This window comes from Bradyrhizobium sp., from assembly GCF_035701725.1.
GTDB lineage: Bacteria > Pseudomonadota > Alphaproteobacteria > Rhizobiales > Xanthobacteraceae > Bradyrhizobium.
Window position 1 is genome coordinate 1 of record NZ_DASSRP010000001.1, and the last position, 14092, is coordinate 14092.

11 protein-coding genes are annotated in these 14092 nt (G+C 61.1%); 2 read left to right on the forward strand and 9 right to left on the reverse strand.

What is annotated here, in order from left to right:
* Window positions 1-270 precede the first annotated feature (270 nt).
* From VFL62_RS00005 to urtA, 9 genes are all read right to left on the reverse strand, one after another.
* Complete coding sequence (locus VFL62_RS00005) at window positions 271-1251, reverse strand: acyl-CoA desaturase (protein ID WP_325170323.1); 981 nt, start codon at window positions 1249-1251, stop codon at window positions 271-273.
* Window positions 1252-1604: 353 nt separating this feature from the next.
* Window positions 1605-2645: an aliphatic amidase gene (locus VFL62_RS00010; RefSeq protein ID WP_325170324.1), complete on the reverse strand. Its 1041-nt coding sequence runs from the start codon at window positions 2643-2645 to the stop codon at window positions 1605-1607.
* Between the two features lie 32 nt (window positions 2646-2677).
* Window positions 2678-3016: a zinc ribbon domain-containing protein gene (locus tag VFL62_RS00015; RefSeq protein WP_325170325.1), complete on the reverse strand. Its 339-nt coding sequence runs from the start codon at window positions 3014-3016 to the stop codon at window positions 2678-2680.
* Between the two features lie 87 nt (window positions 3017-3103).
* Window positions 3104-4333, reverse strand: coding sequence for a formamidase (gene fmdA, locus VFL62_RS00020; protein ID WP_325170326.1), 1230 nt, complete (start codon window positions 4331-4333; stop codon window positions 3104-3106).
* A 35-nt stretch (window positions 4334-4368) separates the two neighbouring features.
* Window positions 4369-5058: an urea ABC transporter ATP-binding subunit UrtE gene (gene urtE, locus VFL62_RS00025; protein WP_325170327.1), complete on the reverse strand. Its 690-nt coding sequence runs from the start codon at window positions 5056-5058 to the stop codon at window positions 4369-4371.
* Window positions 5059-5269: 211 nt separating this feature from the next.
* Window positions 5270-6025: an urea ABC transporter ATP-binding protein UrtD gene (gene urtD / locus VFL62_RS00030; RefSeq protein WP_325170328.1), complete on the reverse strand. Its 756-nt coding sequence runs from the start codon at window positions 6023-6025 to the stop codon at window positions 5270-5272.
* 10 nt (window positions 6026-6035) lie between these two features.
* Window positions 6036-7181 (reverse strand): urea ABC transporter permease subunit UrtC, encoded by a 1146-nt coding sequence (gene urtC, locus VFL62_RS00035; protein ID WP_325170329.1) that lies wholly within the window; start codon window positions 7179-7181, stop codon window positions 6036-6038.
* Between the two features lie 19 nt (window positions 7182-7200).
* The gene (gene urtB, locus VFL62_RS00040) at window positions 7201-8127 is read right to left on the reverse strand and encodes an urea ABC transporter permease subunit UrtB (protein WP_325170330.1); all 927 of its coding nucleotides are present in this window, start codon (window positions 8125-8127) and stop codon (window positions 7201-7203) included.
* A gap of 152 nt (window positions 8128-8279) precedes the next feature.
* On the reverse strand, window positions 8280-9539 hold the full coding sequence (gene urtA / locus VFL62_RS00045) for an urea ABC transporter substrate-binding protein (protein WP_325170331.1): 1260 nt from the start codon (window positions 9537-9539) through the stop codon (window positions 8280-8282).
* 178 nt (window positions 9540-9717) lie between these two features.
* On the opposite strand from urtA, the gene VFL62_RS00050 reads away from it, so the two are divergent.
* Together VFL62_RS00050 and VFL62_RS00055 are read left to right on the forward strand one after the other, a co-directional pair.
* A complete protein-coding gene (locus VFL62_RS00050; protein ID WP_325170332.1) occupies window positions 9718-13092 on the forward strand; it encodes an ATP-binding protein in 3375 nt (1124 codons plus the stop codon).
* Window positions 13082-14005: a response regulator gene (locus VFL62_RS00055; protein ID WP_325170333.1), complete on the forward strand. Its 924-nt coding sequence runs from the start codon at window positions 13082-13084 to the stop codon at window positions 14003-14005. The genes VFL62_RS00050 and VFL62_RS00055 overlap by 11 nt, the downstream gene beginning before the upstream one ends.
* The last annotated feature ends 87 nt before the right edge of the window (window positions 14006-14092 follow it).

A 14092-nucleotide genomic window follows, 5' to 3' on the forward strand; every position in this document is an offset into this window, starting at 1 on the left:
GGCGAGTTCCTCCGCCATTCCGCTTTTGGCTTTGCTGTGTCGGATCGCGGCATACATCGGATCCTCCCTGGATAATGCATCCTTCGCGTGGATCACTGAGCTTCAACCGTCGGCATTTTCACGCGCTTACCGCGGCCGAGATCGATGCGTGTCCCGCGAGATCCATCATAGGCTTGGCGCTGCGGCTCCGCCATCCCCGGATCTATGGCAAGCCTTGGCCGCTTTCACTCAGAAAGGAGTTCCGACTTCTCAATACCAGCGGAGCCGTATTCAAACGGCTTCCGAAGCCTGGCCGGTCGAGACCGCCGATGCGCGGCCGCCGTCGAACACGTCCTGCACCAGCCCGATCTTCTCGAGGCCGAGAATGATCAGGCCGTTGATGTCGATTTCGTACCAGGCGTGCGAAATATAGGCGTCGCGCGGAAACCGGTGATGGTTGTTGTGCAGGCCTTCGCCGAGCGTGAGCATCGAGATGAAGAGCTCGTTGGTGGTGCCGTCGTTGAGCTCGAAGCGGCGGTAACCGTAGCGGCCGTCGCTGTGGCAGAACGAGTTGACCAGCGAGGTGGCGAGCACCATCAGGTAGGCACGCAACAGGCCGGAGAACAGCACACAGCCCATCATGGTGTGGAAGCCGCCGACCGCGTAGCCGATGGCGCCCGGAATGAACACCGCCGACAGGCCGTACCAGACCCAGCGCGTTCTCACGAAGAACATCGCGATCGGGTCGGCCAGAATATCCTTGGCGTAGTATTCGCCGTCGGTCGCGACATCGTCGAACACCCACGAGCCTTGCGCGTGCAACATGCCCTTGACGAAAGAGAGATAGCGGTTGCCGCGGCCGTCATAGAACGGGCTGTGCACGTCGCCGGGCTGGTCGGCATAGAGATGGTGGCGGCGATGGTTGGACACCCACTTGAGGACCGAGCCCTGCACCGACATCGTGGCGATCGCCGCGAAGAACGCCCGCATCACCGGGCCGCAGCGAAAACTCCGATGCACGAACAGGCGATGCATGCCGGCGCCCATGCCGAACATGGTCAGCCAGAACATGCCGACGAAGACCGCAATCTCCGTCCAGCCGATGCCTTGCATGATGGTCCAGAGCACGGCGGCGACCGAGCCGCCGTAGAGAATGCCGAACACCGCGTAGGATTCGCGCAGCTTGGCCTCGACCACCGGGCCGCCGACGATGGTACCGGGCGGCAGCTTCACGGCACTTTCCTCGGACTCAACGCTCGGAACTGCGGTCATTTTACCTGGTCCATTTACGGAAAATTAACGTTGCAACGCACTCTACCTATGCGCGTCCTTTCCAGCAAGCACGCGATTCCCCGCAAAAGCGCGGAGCAGGAACTGAAAAAGATGAGGCGGGAGGCAGGGTTAAGCCCTATTTTCCGCTCGTTAACCTTGCGGCAATTTCGCTTAGGCTAGCGCGGCCGACGGCGGCGGCGCGACATGCAAGCAGGACAATAATCTCTTGTAAGCGGAGCGAGTGATGCAACCACGGCGCAGTCTGCCGCAGCGGCGCGGCAGCCATCGACACCCCGCGGGTCCGTGGGCGGCGAGGCTGAGGTTCAGAGGGTCGCCGCTCAGTCACCGACACCCTAGTAGTTGCTCGCCGGCACCTTGTTCGGGATGCCCTCGATTGGGCATTCCTCGGTTCCTGCGGTCGAACGGGTCATCGCCTCGACCATTTCGCGCGTGCCTTCGGGGTCCGCAATCCAGTTCTTGTAGAAATCGTATGGACAGGCCGCGACCCCGCGCGGGCTTTCGCCGGAATTGATCATGCCGGTATAGCCGCGATGAACCAGCTTGTAGAGATGGTTTTGCGACTGGCCGTTGCGGCGCGCGTCTCGGATCAAACTTTTCGAGAGCTGGGCGTACTGGATACCGTAGTCTTCCTCCCCGCACTCACCCAACGTGCGGCCGTCAAAGCCGATGATCGCCGAGTGACCGAAATAGGAATAAACGCCGTCAAAGCCTGCGGCATTGGCGACTGCGACATAAACATTGTTCGCCCAAGCCATCGCCTTGGAGATGAGGACCTGCTGCTCTTTGGCCGGATACATGTAACCCTGACAGCGCACGATCAACTCCGCGCCCTTCATCGCGCAATCGCGCCAGATCTCCGGAAAATTCCCGTCGTCGCAAATGATCAGGCTGATCTTCATGCCTTTCGGGCCATCGGAGACGTAGGTGCAGTTGCCGGGATACCAGCCTTCGATCGGCACCCACGGCATGATCTTGCGATATTTCTGAACGATCTCGCCCTTGTCATTCATCAGGATCAGGGTGTTGTACGGCGCCTTGTTCGGGTGCTGCTCATGTCGTTCGCCGGTAAGCGAGAATACGCCCCAGACCTTGGCCTTGCGGCAAGCTTCGGCAAAAATCTCCGTCTCAGGACCGGGGATCGCCGACGCTGTCTCGTACATCTCCTTCGAGTCGTACATGATGCCCTGGGTCGAATATTCAGGGAAGATCACGAGATCCATGCCGGGCAACCCGGCCTTCATGCCCACAAGCATGTCGGCGATCTTGCGGGCGTTATCGAGCACCTCCGCCTTGGTGTGCAACCGCGGCATCTTGTAATTGACGACCGCAACGCCGACCGTGTCGTTGCTGCTGGAAATATCACCGTGAAGCATCGGGATTGCCTTCTGTTTGGGTTAGTCGTCGATCAATGACTGATCATCCAGGGACGTGCGGTCGGGAAGCTCTTCGCACCGCTTTTGGTTTTGTTCACAAGACGCGAAGGCTTGCCTGAACAGCAGCCGCATCCTGGCCCGTGAGAGGCCTTGTACTGATCGAGCGTCTTCGGCGCATTGGCGCTGCGTTCATTGGTAGCGTGCGCCTTTCGCCGTTCCGACGGCATGCAGAAGAAATTCGGCGCTCTCAAAATCGCGCGCGGCGCGGTGCCAGCGCATTTGGGGCAATCGCCCGGCTCGTCGCATTCGGACATCGGCCGCATGTCCGTGAACGGACCGCAATCGCCGCAAAGATAATCGTAAACCGGCATTTCACTCTCCTCGCGCTGACATTTCTGACGGCGGCGGATGCGGGACAGCAACCAGAAACCGTCCCGCATCCCGTCGCGCAGGGAGACCTATTTGTCCGGAGAGAGCGGCATCTGGATGTCGCCCGTGATGTATTTGGTCGGTCCGGCCGACGACGGCATGATGTCGAAGTCGAAGATTTCGGTCGGCAACCACAGCGTGGCGCAGGCGTTGGGCACGTCGACCACGCCGGAGATGTGGCCCTGACACGGCGCGGTGCCGAGGATCGAATAGGCCTGCGCGCCGGAGTAGCCGAACTTCTTGAGGTACTCGATCGCATTGAGGCAGGCCTGGCGATAGGCGATATGCACATCGAGGTAATGCTGCTTGCCCTGCTCGTCGACCGAGATGCCTTCGAAAATCAGATAGTCATTGTAGTTCGGCGTGATCGGCGACGGCTTGAAGACGGGATTCTTGATCCCGTATTTGGCCACGCCGTCCTTGATGACATCGACTTTCAGATGCAGCCATCCGGCCATTTCGATGGCGCCGCAGAAGGTGATTTCGCCGTCGCCCTGGCTGAAGTGCAGGTCGCCCATCGAGAGACCGCCGCCCGGCACGTAGACCGGGAAATAGATCTTCGAACCGCGCGACAGGTCCTTGATGTCGCAATTGCCGCCATGCTCGCGCGGCGGCACGGTGCGGGCGCCTTCGGCGCCGACCTTCGCCTTCGCCTCGCCCTTGGCCTGACCGGCATGAGCCGTTGCGGCGAACGGCGGATTGGCAAGTCCGGGCACGCGGGTCGGATTGGTCGCAATCAACGCCGTCTCGCGCTCATTCCATTTTGCCAGCAGCTTCGGATCGGGCAGACAGCCGATCAGGCCGGGATGGATAAGGCCCGCGAAGTTCACGCCGGGCACATGCCGCGACGAGGTATAGAGGCCCTTGATGTCCCAGATTGATTTCTGCGCCAGCGGGAAATGATCCGTCAGGAAGCCGCCGCCGTTCTTCTTGGAGAAAAAGCCATTGAAGCCCCAGAGGCTCTCCTTCAGCGGACCGACGTCGAGCAGATCGACCACCAGGAGATCGCCGGGCTCGGCACCCTTGACGCCGATCGGACCCGAGAGAAAGTGCACGATCGACAAATCGATATCGCGCACGTCATCGGCGGAATCGTTGTTCTTGATGAAGCCGCCGGTCCAGTCATAGGTCTCGATGATGAAATCGTCGCCCGGATTGACCCATGCCACGATCGGAATATCCGGATGCCAGCGATTATGAACCTTGTCATTTTCATAAGCGGACTTCGTAAGATCGACCTTGATGAGTGTTTCAGGCATTTCAACGCTCCCCTGTTGACTGAACCATGTGGCGATTAAACGGATAAGTATTTGGAGACCTGATCGGCATCGACGTCGGCGCGCCGGTCGTCGCGGACGATTTCGCCGTTCTCGATCACCAGCACGCGGTCGGCGATATCGAGCGCGAAGCTCAGAACCTGCTCGGAGACGACGATCGAAAGTCCGCGCTCGTCGCGGATGCGCTTCAAGGTGCGCGCCATGTCCTTGATGATCGATGGCTGGATGCCTTCGGTCGGCTCATCCAACAGCAGTACCTTGGGCTTGGTGGCGAGCGCGCGTGCGATCGCGAGTTGCTGCTGCTGGCCGCCGGACAGATTGCCCCCGCGCCGGTTCTTCATCTCCAGCAGCACGGGAAACAGCTCGTAGATGCTGCCGGGAACCTCGCTCTCGCCGGCCACGACGAGGCCGGTCTCGATATTTTCCTTCACCGTCATGGTCGAGAAAATCATGCGACCTTGCGGCACATAAGCGAGCCCCTTTGCCACGCGATCGTAGCTCGGCAGACCCCCAAGCTCCGCGCCGTCCATGGTCACCGAGCCGCTTTTGGTCGGAAGAATTCCCATCAAGGACTTCATCAGCGTGGTCTTGCCCATACCGTTGCGGCCCATGATCGCTACGATCTCGTTCGGCGCGACGGAGACGTTGAGGCCGTGCAGCACCTCGCTCTGGCCGTAGGCAACATGGAGATCGGAGATAGCGAGCATTTGTGTCTCCTCGATTCGGGAATCAGCCCATCCACGAGTTCGGTACACCTCTCCCCGTTGGGGAGAGGTCGGCGCACAGTGCCGGGCGAGGGGCCGCGGCTCTCAAGAGGGACGGCAATCCCTCACCCGATTTGCTACGCAAATCGACCTCTCCCTCCGGGAGAGGTGAAACGCCGCCAGCCGTGTCAATTCGATCCGCCCTCATCATCGTTCAGTGCCCCAGATAGACTTCGATGACTTTCGGATCGTTCTTGACCCTGTCCATGGTGCCCTCGGACAGGATCTGGCCCTGGTGCAGCACCGTGACCTTGTGGGCGATGTCCTCGACGAATTTCATGTCATGCTCGATCACCAGCACCGAACGATCCTTGATGATGCGGTTGAGCAGTTCGGCCGTCTTGGCCCGCTCGCTGACGCTCATGCCGGCGACCGGCTCGTCGAGCATCAGGAGATCCGGGTCCTGGATCAGCAGCATGCCGATCTCGAGCCACTGTTTCTGGCCGTGGCTGAGCTGATCGGCATAGGTGTTGAGCTTGTCTTTCAGGAAGATCATGTCAGCGACTTCCTCGACCCGCTCCTTCACCGCCGCGTCGCGCTGGAACATCAGGGAGCCGAACACGGAGCGGCCGCGCGGATAGGAAATCTCGAGATTTTCGAAAACAGTAAGATCTTCGAAGACCGATGGCGTCTGGAACTTGCGTCCTACGCCGGTCTGCACAATCTGGTTCTCTTTCAGCTTCGTCAGTTCCTTGCCGCGAAACTGGATCGAACCGGACGTAGCTTTCGTCTTGCCGCAGATCAGATCGAGAACGGTCGTCTTGCCGGCGCCGTTCGGCCCGATGATGACGCGGATCTCGTTCTCCTCGACGTAGAAGGACAGATTGTTCACCGCCTTGAAGCCGTCGAAAGAGACCGTGAGAGCTTCGACCGCGAGCAGGAATTCCTTCGGCTGATGTCCGATTTTCACGATGATCTCCTCACTCTGCAGGCGCGCCGTTGGCGACCGAGTTGTCGGGCAACTCAAGGCCCGGCTTCTTCCGCGAAGACAGCAGGCGGTCGATGCGCGGCTGGACGTAATCAACCCAGATTCCGGAGAGGCCATTGGGGAACGCCAGCACCACCGCGATGAACAGGGCACCCAAGCCGAACAACCAGAGCTGGGGGAAGGATTCGGACAGCGCGGTCTTGGCGAAATTCACCGCGAGCGAACCGTATACCGCCCCGAAAATCGACATGCGACCGCCGAATGCCGTGTAGATGACCATTTCGATCGACGGCACGATGCCGACGAAGGACGGCGACATGAAACCGACCTCAAGAGTGAACAGCGCGCCACCGATGGCAGCGAACACAGCCGCTGCGCAGAAGGCGAAGATCTTGAAGTTGGCGACGCTGTAGCCGGAGAAGCGAACGCGGTCTTCCTGTTCACGCATGGCGACGAGGATGCGGCCGAGCTTGGTGAGACGAATGAACTGCGCGGTGATGATGCAGCCAAACAGCAGAACCACTTCGACGAAATACAGAACGTACTTGGCGTGATCGGGGCGGATGTCCCATCCGTTCAGCGTCCGCAGATCGGTAATACCGTTGATGCCGCCGGTATATCCCTGCTGACCGACGATCAGAATCGTCAGAATGGCCGCGATCGCCTGCGTGATGATCGCAAAGTAAACGCCGCCGACACGGCGCTTGAACATCGCCGATCCGATAATGAAGGCGAAGAACGCCGGCACGAGAATGATCGCCGCCAGCGTTACTGGGAAGCTGTGGAATGGTTTCCAGAAGAACGGCAGCTCGGTGATCTGATTCCAGTCCATGAAATCCGGGATACCCGGTGTCGACTGGATTTTGGTGTTCTCGACACTCGATGCTTCGAGCTTGAGGAACATCGCCATGCAGTAGCCGCCGAGGCCGAAGAACACACCCTGCCCCAGGCTCAGGATCCCGCCGTACCCCCAGCAGATCACGAGTCCGATCGCGACGAAGGCGTAAGTCAGGTACTTCGCGACAAGGTTGAGGCGAAAGATATCGAGCGACAGCGGCAAGATGACAAATAGCAGCAGTGCCAGCGTCACAAAACCGATCAGTTCGGTTCGATTGAAAAAGCGCGAGTTGATGATCATGACCCAAGCCTTCTTGTTTTTATTTCCGCACCTTGAGAGCGAACAGTCCCTGCGGCCGCATCATCAGGATGGCGACGATGGCGAGCAGCGTGAGAACCTTGGCCATCGAGCCCGACATGAAGAATTCGAGCGTCGATTGCGTTTGCGAGATGCTGAAGGCTGATGCGATGGTGCCGAGCAGGCTGGCGGCGCCGCCGAATACGACGACGAGGAAGGTGTCGACGATGTAGAGCTGTCCGGAAGTCGGCCCGGTCGAGCCGATCATCGTGAAGGCGCTTCCGGCGATGCCGGCGATGCCGCATCCGAGCCCAAACGTGTAACGATCGACCTTTTCGGTATTGATGCCGACGGCGCCGGCCATCACGCGGTTCTGCACCACCGCGCGCACCTGGCGGCCCCAGCGCGATATGTACATGACGTAGGCGACCGCGATCGTGATCAGGATGGTCAGCGCCATCACGAAGATGCCGTTGATCGGCACCTCGATGCTATCGGTGACATGCAGCGAGCCGAGCATCCACGGCGGCAGCTCGACGCCGACCTCGCGGGCGCCGAAGATCGAGCGGTATGCCTGCTGAAGAATAAGGCTAAGACCCCAGGTCGCAAGCAGCGTATCGAGCGGCCGCTTGTAGAGATGACGTATCAGCGCCCATTCCACCAGCATTCCGAGCGCACCCGACGCGAAGAAGGCAAGTATCATGGCGATGAAGAAGTATCCGCCAAAGATGCTCGGTACGTAGGCTTCCACGAAGCTGGCGGTCATCCAGGTGACGTAAGCACCGAGGATCATGAATTCGCCGTGCGCCATGTTGATGACGCCCATCTGCCCGAAGATGATCGCCAGACCGAGCGCCATCAGCACGTAGACCGAAAACAGGATCAGGCCCGCGAAGCCCTGCATGACGAGAATGCTGCCGAGATCGCCAATCGAGTAGTCGCCGAACATCTATGCCGTCCCATGTCATCAGAGGTTCTGGACTCGCGAACGCAGTTCGCGAGAGAGCGCACGATCAGAGGGAGGCGTGGACCGGTGGTCCACGCCGCAGGGCTTGAGATGGAAGACGCCGCGTCAGGAACGACGTCACCCACCGGCCACCCTTACTGATAACCCTTCGGGAACGGATCCGGCTCGACGAGATCGGCGGTCTCGTAGATCAGTTCGAACTGGCCATCGAGCTTGGCGCGACCGACGCGCGTTTTCGACCACAGATGATGGTTTTCGTGGATACGGACGTATCCTTCCGGCGCGCCCTTGAACTCGACGCCCGGCGAAGCGGCCGCGATCTTGTCGACGTCGAAACTGCCGGCCTTTTCGACCGTCAGCTTCCAGAGCCACGGGCCGAGATAGGCGGCCTGCGTCACGTCGCCGATCACGGTCTTCTCGCCCCACATCTTCTTGAAGGCCGGCACGAAAGCCTTGTTGTTGGGGTTGTCGAGCGACTGGAAGTACTTCATGCAGGCATAGGCGCCCGCGATATTCTCGCCGCCGATGCCGTCGATTTCATCTTCGGTCACCGAGATCGTGAGCAATGCCTGCTTCGACAAATCGATGCCGGCCGCCTTGAGCTGCTTGTAGAACGCGACGTTCGAACCGCCGACGACGTCGGTGAAGATCACGTCGGGCTTGGTCAGCTTGATCTTGTTAATGACCGAATTGAACTGGGTGTTGCCGAGCGGGTAATACTCCTCGCCGACGACCTTGCCCTTCAGCACGTTCTCGACATGCTTGCGGGCGATCTTGTTCGAGGTGCGCGGCCAGATGTAGTCCGAACCGATAAAATAGAAGGTCTTCGCGTTCTTCTCTTTAGCGATCCAGTTGAGGCCTGCCAGAATCTGCTGGGTGGCTTCCTGGCCGGTGTAGATGACGTTCTTGGACTGCTCGAGGCCTTCGTAGAAGGTCGGGTAATAGAGCATGCCGTTATATTGTTCGACGACCGGCAACACGGCCTTGCGCGAGGCCGAGGTCCAGCAGCCCATGATCGAGGCGACCTTGTCGTTGACGAGAAGCTTCTTGGCTTTTTCGGCGAAGGTCGGCCAGTCGCTGGCGCCGTCTTCCTGAATGAATTTGATCTTGCGGCCGAGCACGCCGCCGGCGGCATTGATCTGCTCGATGGCGAGCTTTTCGGCTTCGATCGATCCGGTTTCCGAAATCGCCATGGTGCCGGTGGCAGAGTGAAGAATGCCGACCGTCACTTCGGTGTCGGTGACCGCAAGGCCGGTGGTGTTGACCACGGACGTGGCGGGCGTATCGGCGAAGGCCGATCGCGGCAGCAGCGAAATGGCCGGCATCGCCGCCATTCCCATCAGAAGTTTGCGCCGAAGCGGCGATTTCAGGCCCCGTTTGGTTTCGTCTGACATGAGCACCCCATCTGCTTTTGCTTTTTCAAGGACACGCTTTGGTCAGGCGATGCTGCCTAAATTTGTGCAGTGCACAGATACGCAAGATCGCGTATATTGCACCGCAAAATAGCGACGTAGGCTTGGCCCGGGTCTTGCGAGTCCTTTCGGAATGGACCTGGTCGGGAGTTAGCGGATCGTGGCAGGGCGGCAGCGGATAGACCGCGTCAGGCGCCAGTATAATCAGTGGGTTGCCAACCAGACGCTGGAAGATTATGCGCTGCGCTTCACCGCCAAGAGCGCGCGACGCTGGTCCGCCGCACGTGTCGCCAATACCGCCCTCGGCGCCATTTCCTTCCTGGCCCTGGAAGCGATCGGCGGCACCATTACGCTCAATTATGGCGTCACCAACGCCACCGCCGCGATCCTGGTCGTCAGCCTCGTGATTTTCGGCTGCGGCCTACCGATTGCCTATCATGCCGCAAAAAGCGGCATCGACATCGACCTGCTGACCCGCGGCGCGGGCTTCGGCTATATCGGCTCGACCGTCACCTCGCTGATCTACGCCTCTTTCACCTTCATCTTCTTCGCGATCGAGGCGGTGATCCTCGCCTCGGCGCTGGAGATGTGCTTCGGCATCCCGCGACCGATCGGCTATCTCATCAGCGCGGTCGTGATCATTCCCCTGGTGACGCATGGCATCACCCTGATCAGCCGCTTTCAATTGTGGACGCAGCCGGCCTGGGTGGTGCTGCACATCCTCCCCTTTGCCGCGATCGCCTGGGCCAATCCGCATTCCTTTGCGGAATGGACCAAGTTCGCCGGCGAACACGGCAGTCCCGACGGTCACCTCGATCTGCTCTTGTTCGGCGCGGCAGCCTCCGTGGTGTTTTCGCTGGTGGCGCAGATCGGCGAGCAGGTCGACTTCCTCCGCTTCCTGCCGCGCGACCGCCGCACCACCTCGCGCAAGGCATGGTGGATCGCGCTGCTCAGCGCCGGTCCGGGCTGGATCGTGCTGGGATCGCTGAAATTGCTGGCGGGCTCGTTCCTGGCGTTCTTCGCGCTCCGGCACGGCGTTTCGACCGAGCATGCCGCCGAGCCCGCCAGCATGTATCTCGAGGCATTCCGTTACGTGCTGTCGCAGCCCGACCTTGCGCTGGCGCTGACTGGAACTTTCGTCATCCTGTCGCAGCTCAAGATCAACGTCACCAACGCCTATGCCGGCTCGATCGCCTGGTCGAATTTCTTCTCGCGGCTGACGCACAGCCATCCCGGCCGCGTGGTCTGGCTGGTGTTCAACGTGCTGGTCGCGCTGCTATTGATGGAGATCGGCGTCTACAAGGCGCTGGAGCAGACGCTCGCGCTCTATTCCAACGTCGCGATCGCCTGGGTCGGCGCGCTGGTCTCCGACCTCGTCGTCAACAAGCCGCTCGGCCTGCGCCCGCAGCAGATGGAATTCAAGCGCGCCCATCTCTACGACGTCAATCCGGTCGGCGTCGGCGCGATGACCATCGCGACCATCGTCTCGATCACCGCCTTTTACGGCGTCTTCGGACCGACCGCGAAAGCACTGTCGGCTTTCGTTGCACTGACGGTGGCCTTCGTCACCGCGCCGCTGATCGCCTGGGCCACCGACGGAAAATTCTACATCGCGCGCAAGCCGAAGAAGAGCTGGCAGAACATCGATCAGATCCAGTGCTGCATTTGCGAGCATCATTTCGAGCCGGAAGACACCACGTCCTGCCCGGCCTATGCCGGCCCGATCTGCTCGCTGTGCTGCTCGCTCGATGCGCGCTGCCACGATCTCTGCAAGCCGCATGCGCGCGTGCAGGCGCAACTGTCCGGAACTCTCGGCAAATTGCTGCCGCGACCGATCTACACCAGGATCAATTCCCAGCTCGGCCATTATCTGGGCGTGTTCGCGATCTCCGCGGGCCTCGTCGCGCTGACGCTGGGTCTTATTTATCTGCAGACTTCCGCGAGCGTGCCTGACGACAAGCTCTTGGTCTCCGACGTGCTCTGGAAGGTGTTCTTTGCCCTCACCATCATCATCGGCGTGGTGGCATGGCTGTTCGTGCTGGCACAACAGAGCCGCCGCGCGGCGGAAGCCGAAACGCGGCGACAGACCACGCTGCTGATCCAGGAAATCGACGCCCACAAGCGCACCGATGCCGAACTGCAGCGCGCCAAGGAAGTCGCCGAATCCGCCAACCTTGCCAAGAGCCGCTATGTGGTGGGATTGAGCCATGAGCTGCGCTCGCCGCTGAATGCGATCTCCGGATATGCGCAGTTGCTGGAGCAGGATTCCTCGCTACAGGCCAAGCCGCGCGACCAGGTGCGCGTGGTTCGCCGCAGCGCCGATCATCTCTCCGGCCTGATCGACGGCATTCTCGACATTTCCAAGATCGAGGCCGGCCGGCTTTATCTTTCCCGCGACGAGGTACGCCTCTCCGAATTCCTCGACCAGCTTGTCGGCATGTTCCGCCTGCAGGCCGCGGCCAAGGGCGTCGAGTTCGTGTTCCGCCGACCGGCGGTGCTGCCGCTCGTGGTCTATGCCGATGAGAAGCGGTTGCGCCAGATCCTGATCAACCTGCTCTCGAACGCGATCAAGTTCACGGCCGAAGGCAGCGTGCAGTTCGTGGTGCATTACCGCGGCCCGGTCGCCGAATTCGAAGTGATCGACACCGGACCTGGGATCCAGGCCGGCGATCTCGAGCGCATCTTCGCGCCGTTCGAACGCGGCGCGCTCGGCGTCTCGCAGCCGCAGACCGGCACCGGCCTCGGGCTCACCATCAGCCGGCTGCTCGCCGGCGTGATGGGCGGCGACATCAAGGTCACGAGCACCGTCGGCCACGGCTCGACTTTCAAGGTCAAGATCCTGCTGTCGGAAGTCACCAACCCGACCCGCCATGCGCCCGTCCATGCCGCCATCGCCGGCTACCTCGGACCTCGCAAGACCATTCTCGTCACCGACGACGATCCGGTGCAGCGCGACCTCTTGCGCGAAGTGCTGACGCCGCTCGGCTTCATCCTGCTTGCCGCGCCCGACGGTCCCGGCTGCCTGGCGCTGGCGCAGCACTGCCGGCCGGATCTGTTTCTGCTCGATATCTCGATGGCCGGCATGGACGGCTGGAAGGTGGCGGAGACACTCCGCACCGGCGGCCATCGTCAGGCGCGCATCCTGATGGTTTCGGCAAGCGCGCTCGAAGCGCACGGCGCGCCATTGGCGCAGCCCTATCACGACGGCTATCTGATGAAGCCGATCGATATTCCGCGGCTGCTCGAAACCATCCGCCAGCTCCTAAAGCTCGAATGGAAATATGACAGCGGCGAGGTCGTCGTGCCGCGCTGGCAGGTGGAGACCGGCGCGCGCCCGCCGGTGCGACATGTGGAAGAGCTGATCGGTCTCGGCCAGATCGGCTATATCAAGGCGATCCAGGTCAAGCTTGACGAGATCGGCAGCGAACACCCCGAGCACGCCGATTTCGTCGCGCAGATGCGCGCTCTGGTCGACCGCTTCGACCTCGATCAGTACATGGCAACCCTCAAGACGCTGTACGCCTATGATCACTGAGTCGAAAAAGCGTGACGTTGCGTTGGTCGTCGACGACTCGCCCGAGACGCTGCGGCTATTGACCGACGCGCTCGACGGCGCCGGCATGACCGTGATGGTCGCGCTCGACGGCGCGGCTGCGCTGCGCATCGTCGAACAGATCACGCCCGACATCGTCCTGCTCGATGCGGTGATGCCGGGGATGGACGGCTTTGAAACCTGCCGCAAGCTGAAACGCGACGCGGGGCTGAGCAATGTACCGGTCATCTTCATGACCGGCCTTGCCGAGACCGAGCACATCGTGCGCGGGCTGGAGGCCGGCGGGGTCGACTATGTCACCAAGCCGATCGTGATCGAGGAGATGCTGGCGCGGATCCGCGTACACCTTGCCAATGCGCGGCTCACCCAGAGCGCCCGGGCCGCGCTCGACGTCTCGGGGCGATTTTTGCTCGCGGTCAACCGTCACGGCAACATCATGTGGTCGACGCCGCAGGCGCAGAAGCTGCTTGCGGACCATCTCGCACCAGCCGGCGGCGAGGAGATCGTGTTGCCGGTGCCGCTGCTGCAATGGCTGGAGCAGGCGCAGAAAGGCAAGGCCGGCGCCAAGGCGCAGGCATCGTTTCCCGAAAGTCCGGAGTTGAAACTCCATTACATGGGCAAGGCCGGGCCGAACGAATTTCTGCTGCGGCTTGCCAAGGACAGCAGCGCCAGCCTTCCGGCGGAATTCTCCAGCGAACTGGGGCTGACGACGCGCGAAGGCGAAGTACTGTCCTGGCTCGCCAAGGGCAAGACCAACCGCGACATCGCGCAGATCCTGGGTCTCAGCCCACGCACCGTCGACAAGCACCTGGAGCAGATCTACGCCAAGCTCGGCGTCGAAAACCGCACCGCGGCAGCCGCGATCGCGGCCAACGCCGCGCGCAAGAATGCATGAACGGAACCGATTTTATCGGGTTGGCGCGCCCATCGATTTCGCGCTTAAGGCAACGCTCGCGGGCGACGCGTGATCGATAATCGTCCC

Excerpts from the sequence above, each read along its gene's own strand:
- VFL62_RS00055 (WP_325170333.1), top strand. The coding sequence starts at position 13,082 with ATGATCACTGAGTCGAAAAAGCGTGACGTTGCGTTGGTCGTCGACGAC.
- VFL62_RS00015 (WP_325170325.1), bottom strand. The coding sequence starts at position 3,016 with ATGCCGGTTTACGATTATCTTTGCGGCGATTGCGGTCCGTTCACGGAC.
- VFL62_RS00005 (WP_325170323.1), bottom strand. The coding sequence starts at position 1,251 with ATGACCGCAGTTCCGAGCGTTGAGTCCGAGGAAAGTGCCGTGAAGCTG.
- urtC (WP_325170329.1), bottom strand. The coding sequence starts at position 7,181 with ATGATCATCAACTCGCGCTTTTTCAATCGAACCGAACTGATCGGTTTT.
- urtE (WP_325170327.1), bottom strand. The coding sequence starts at position 5,058 with ATGCTCGCTATCTCCGATCTCCATGTTGCCTACGGCCAGAGCGAGGTG.
- fmdA (WP_325170326.1), bottom strand. The coding sequence starts at position 4,333 with ATGCCTGAAACACTCATCAAGGTCGATCTTACGAAGTCCGCTTATGAA.
- urtA (WP_325170331.1), bottom strand. The coding sequence starts at position 9,539 with ATGTCAGACGAAACCAAACGGGGCCTGAAATCGCCGCTTCGGCGCAAA.
- urtB (WP_325170330.1), bottom strand. The coding sequence starts at position 8,127 with ATGTTCGGCGACTACTCGATTGGCGATCTCGGCAGCATTCTCGTCATG.
- VFL62_RS00010 (WP_325170324.1), bottom strand. The coding sequence starts at position 2,645 with ATGCTTCACGGTGATATTTCCAGCAGCAACGACACGGTCGGCGTTGCG.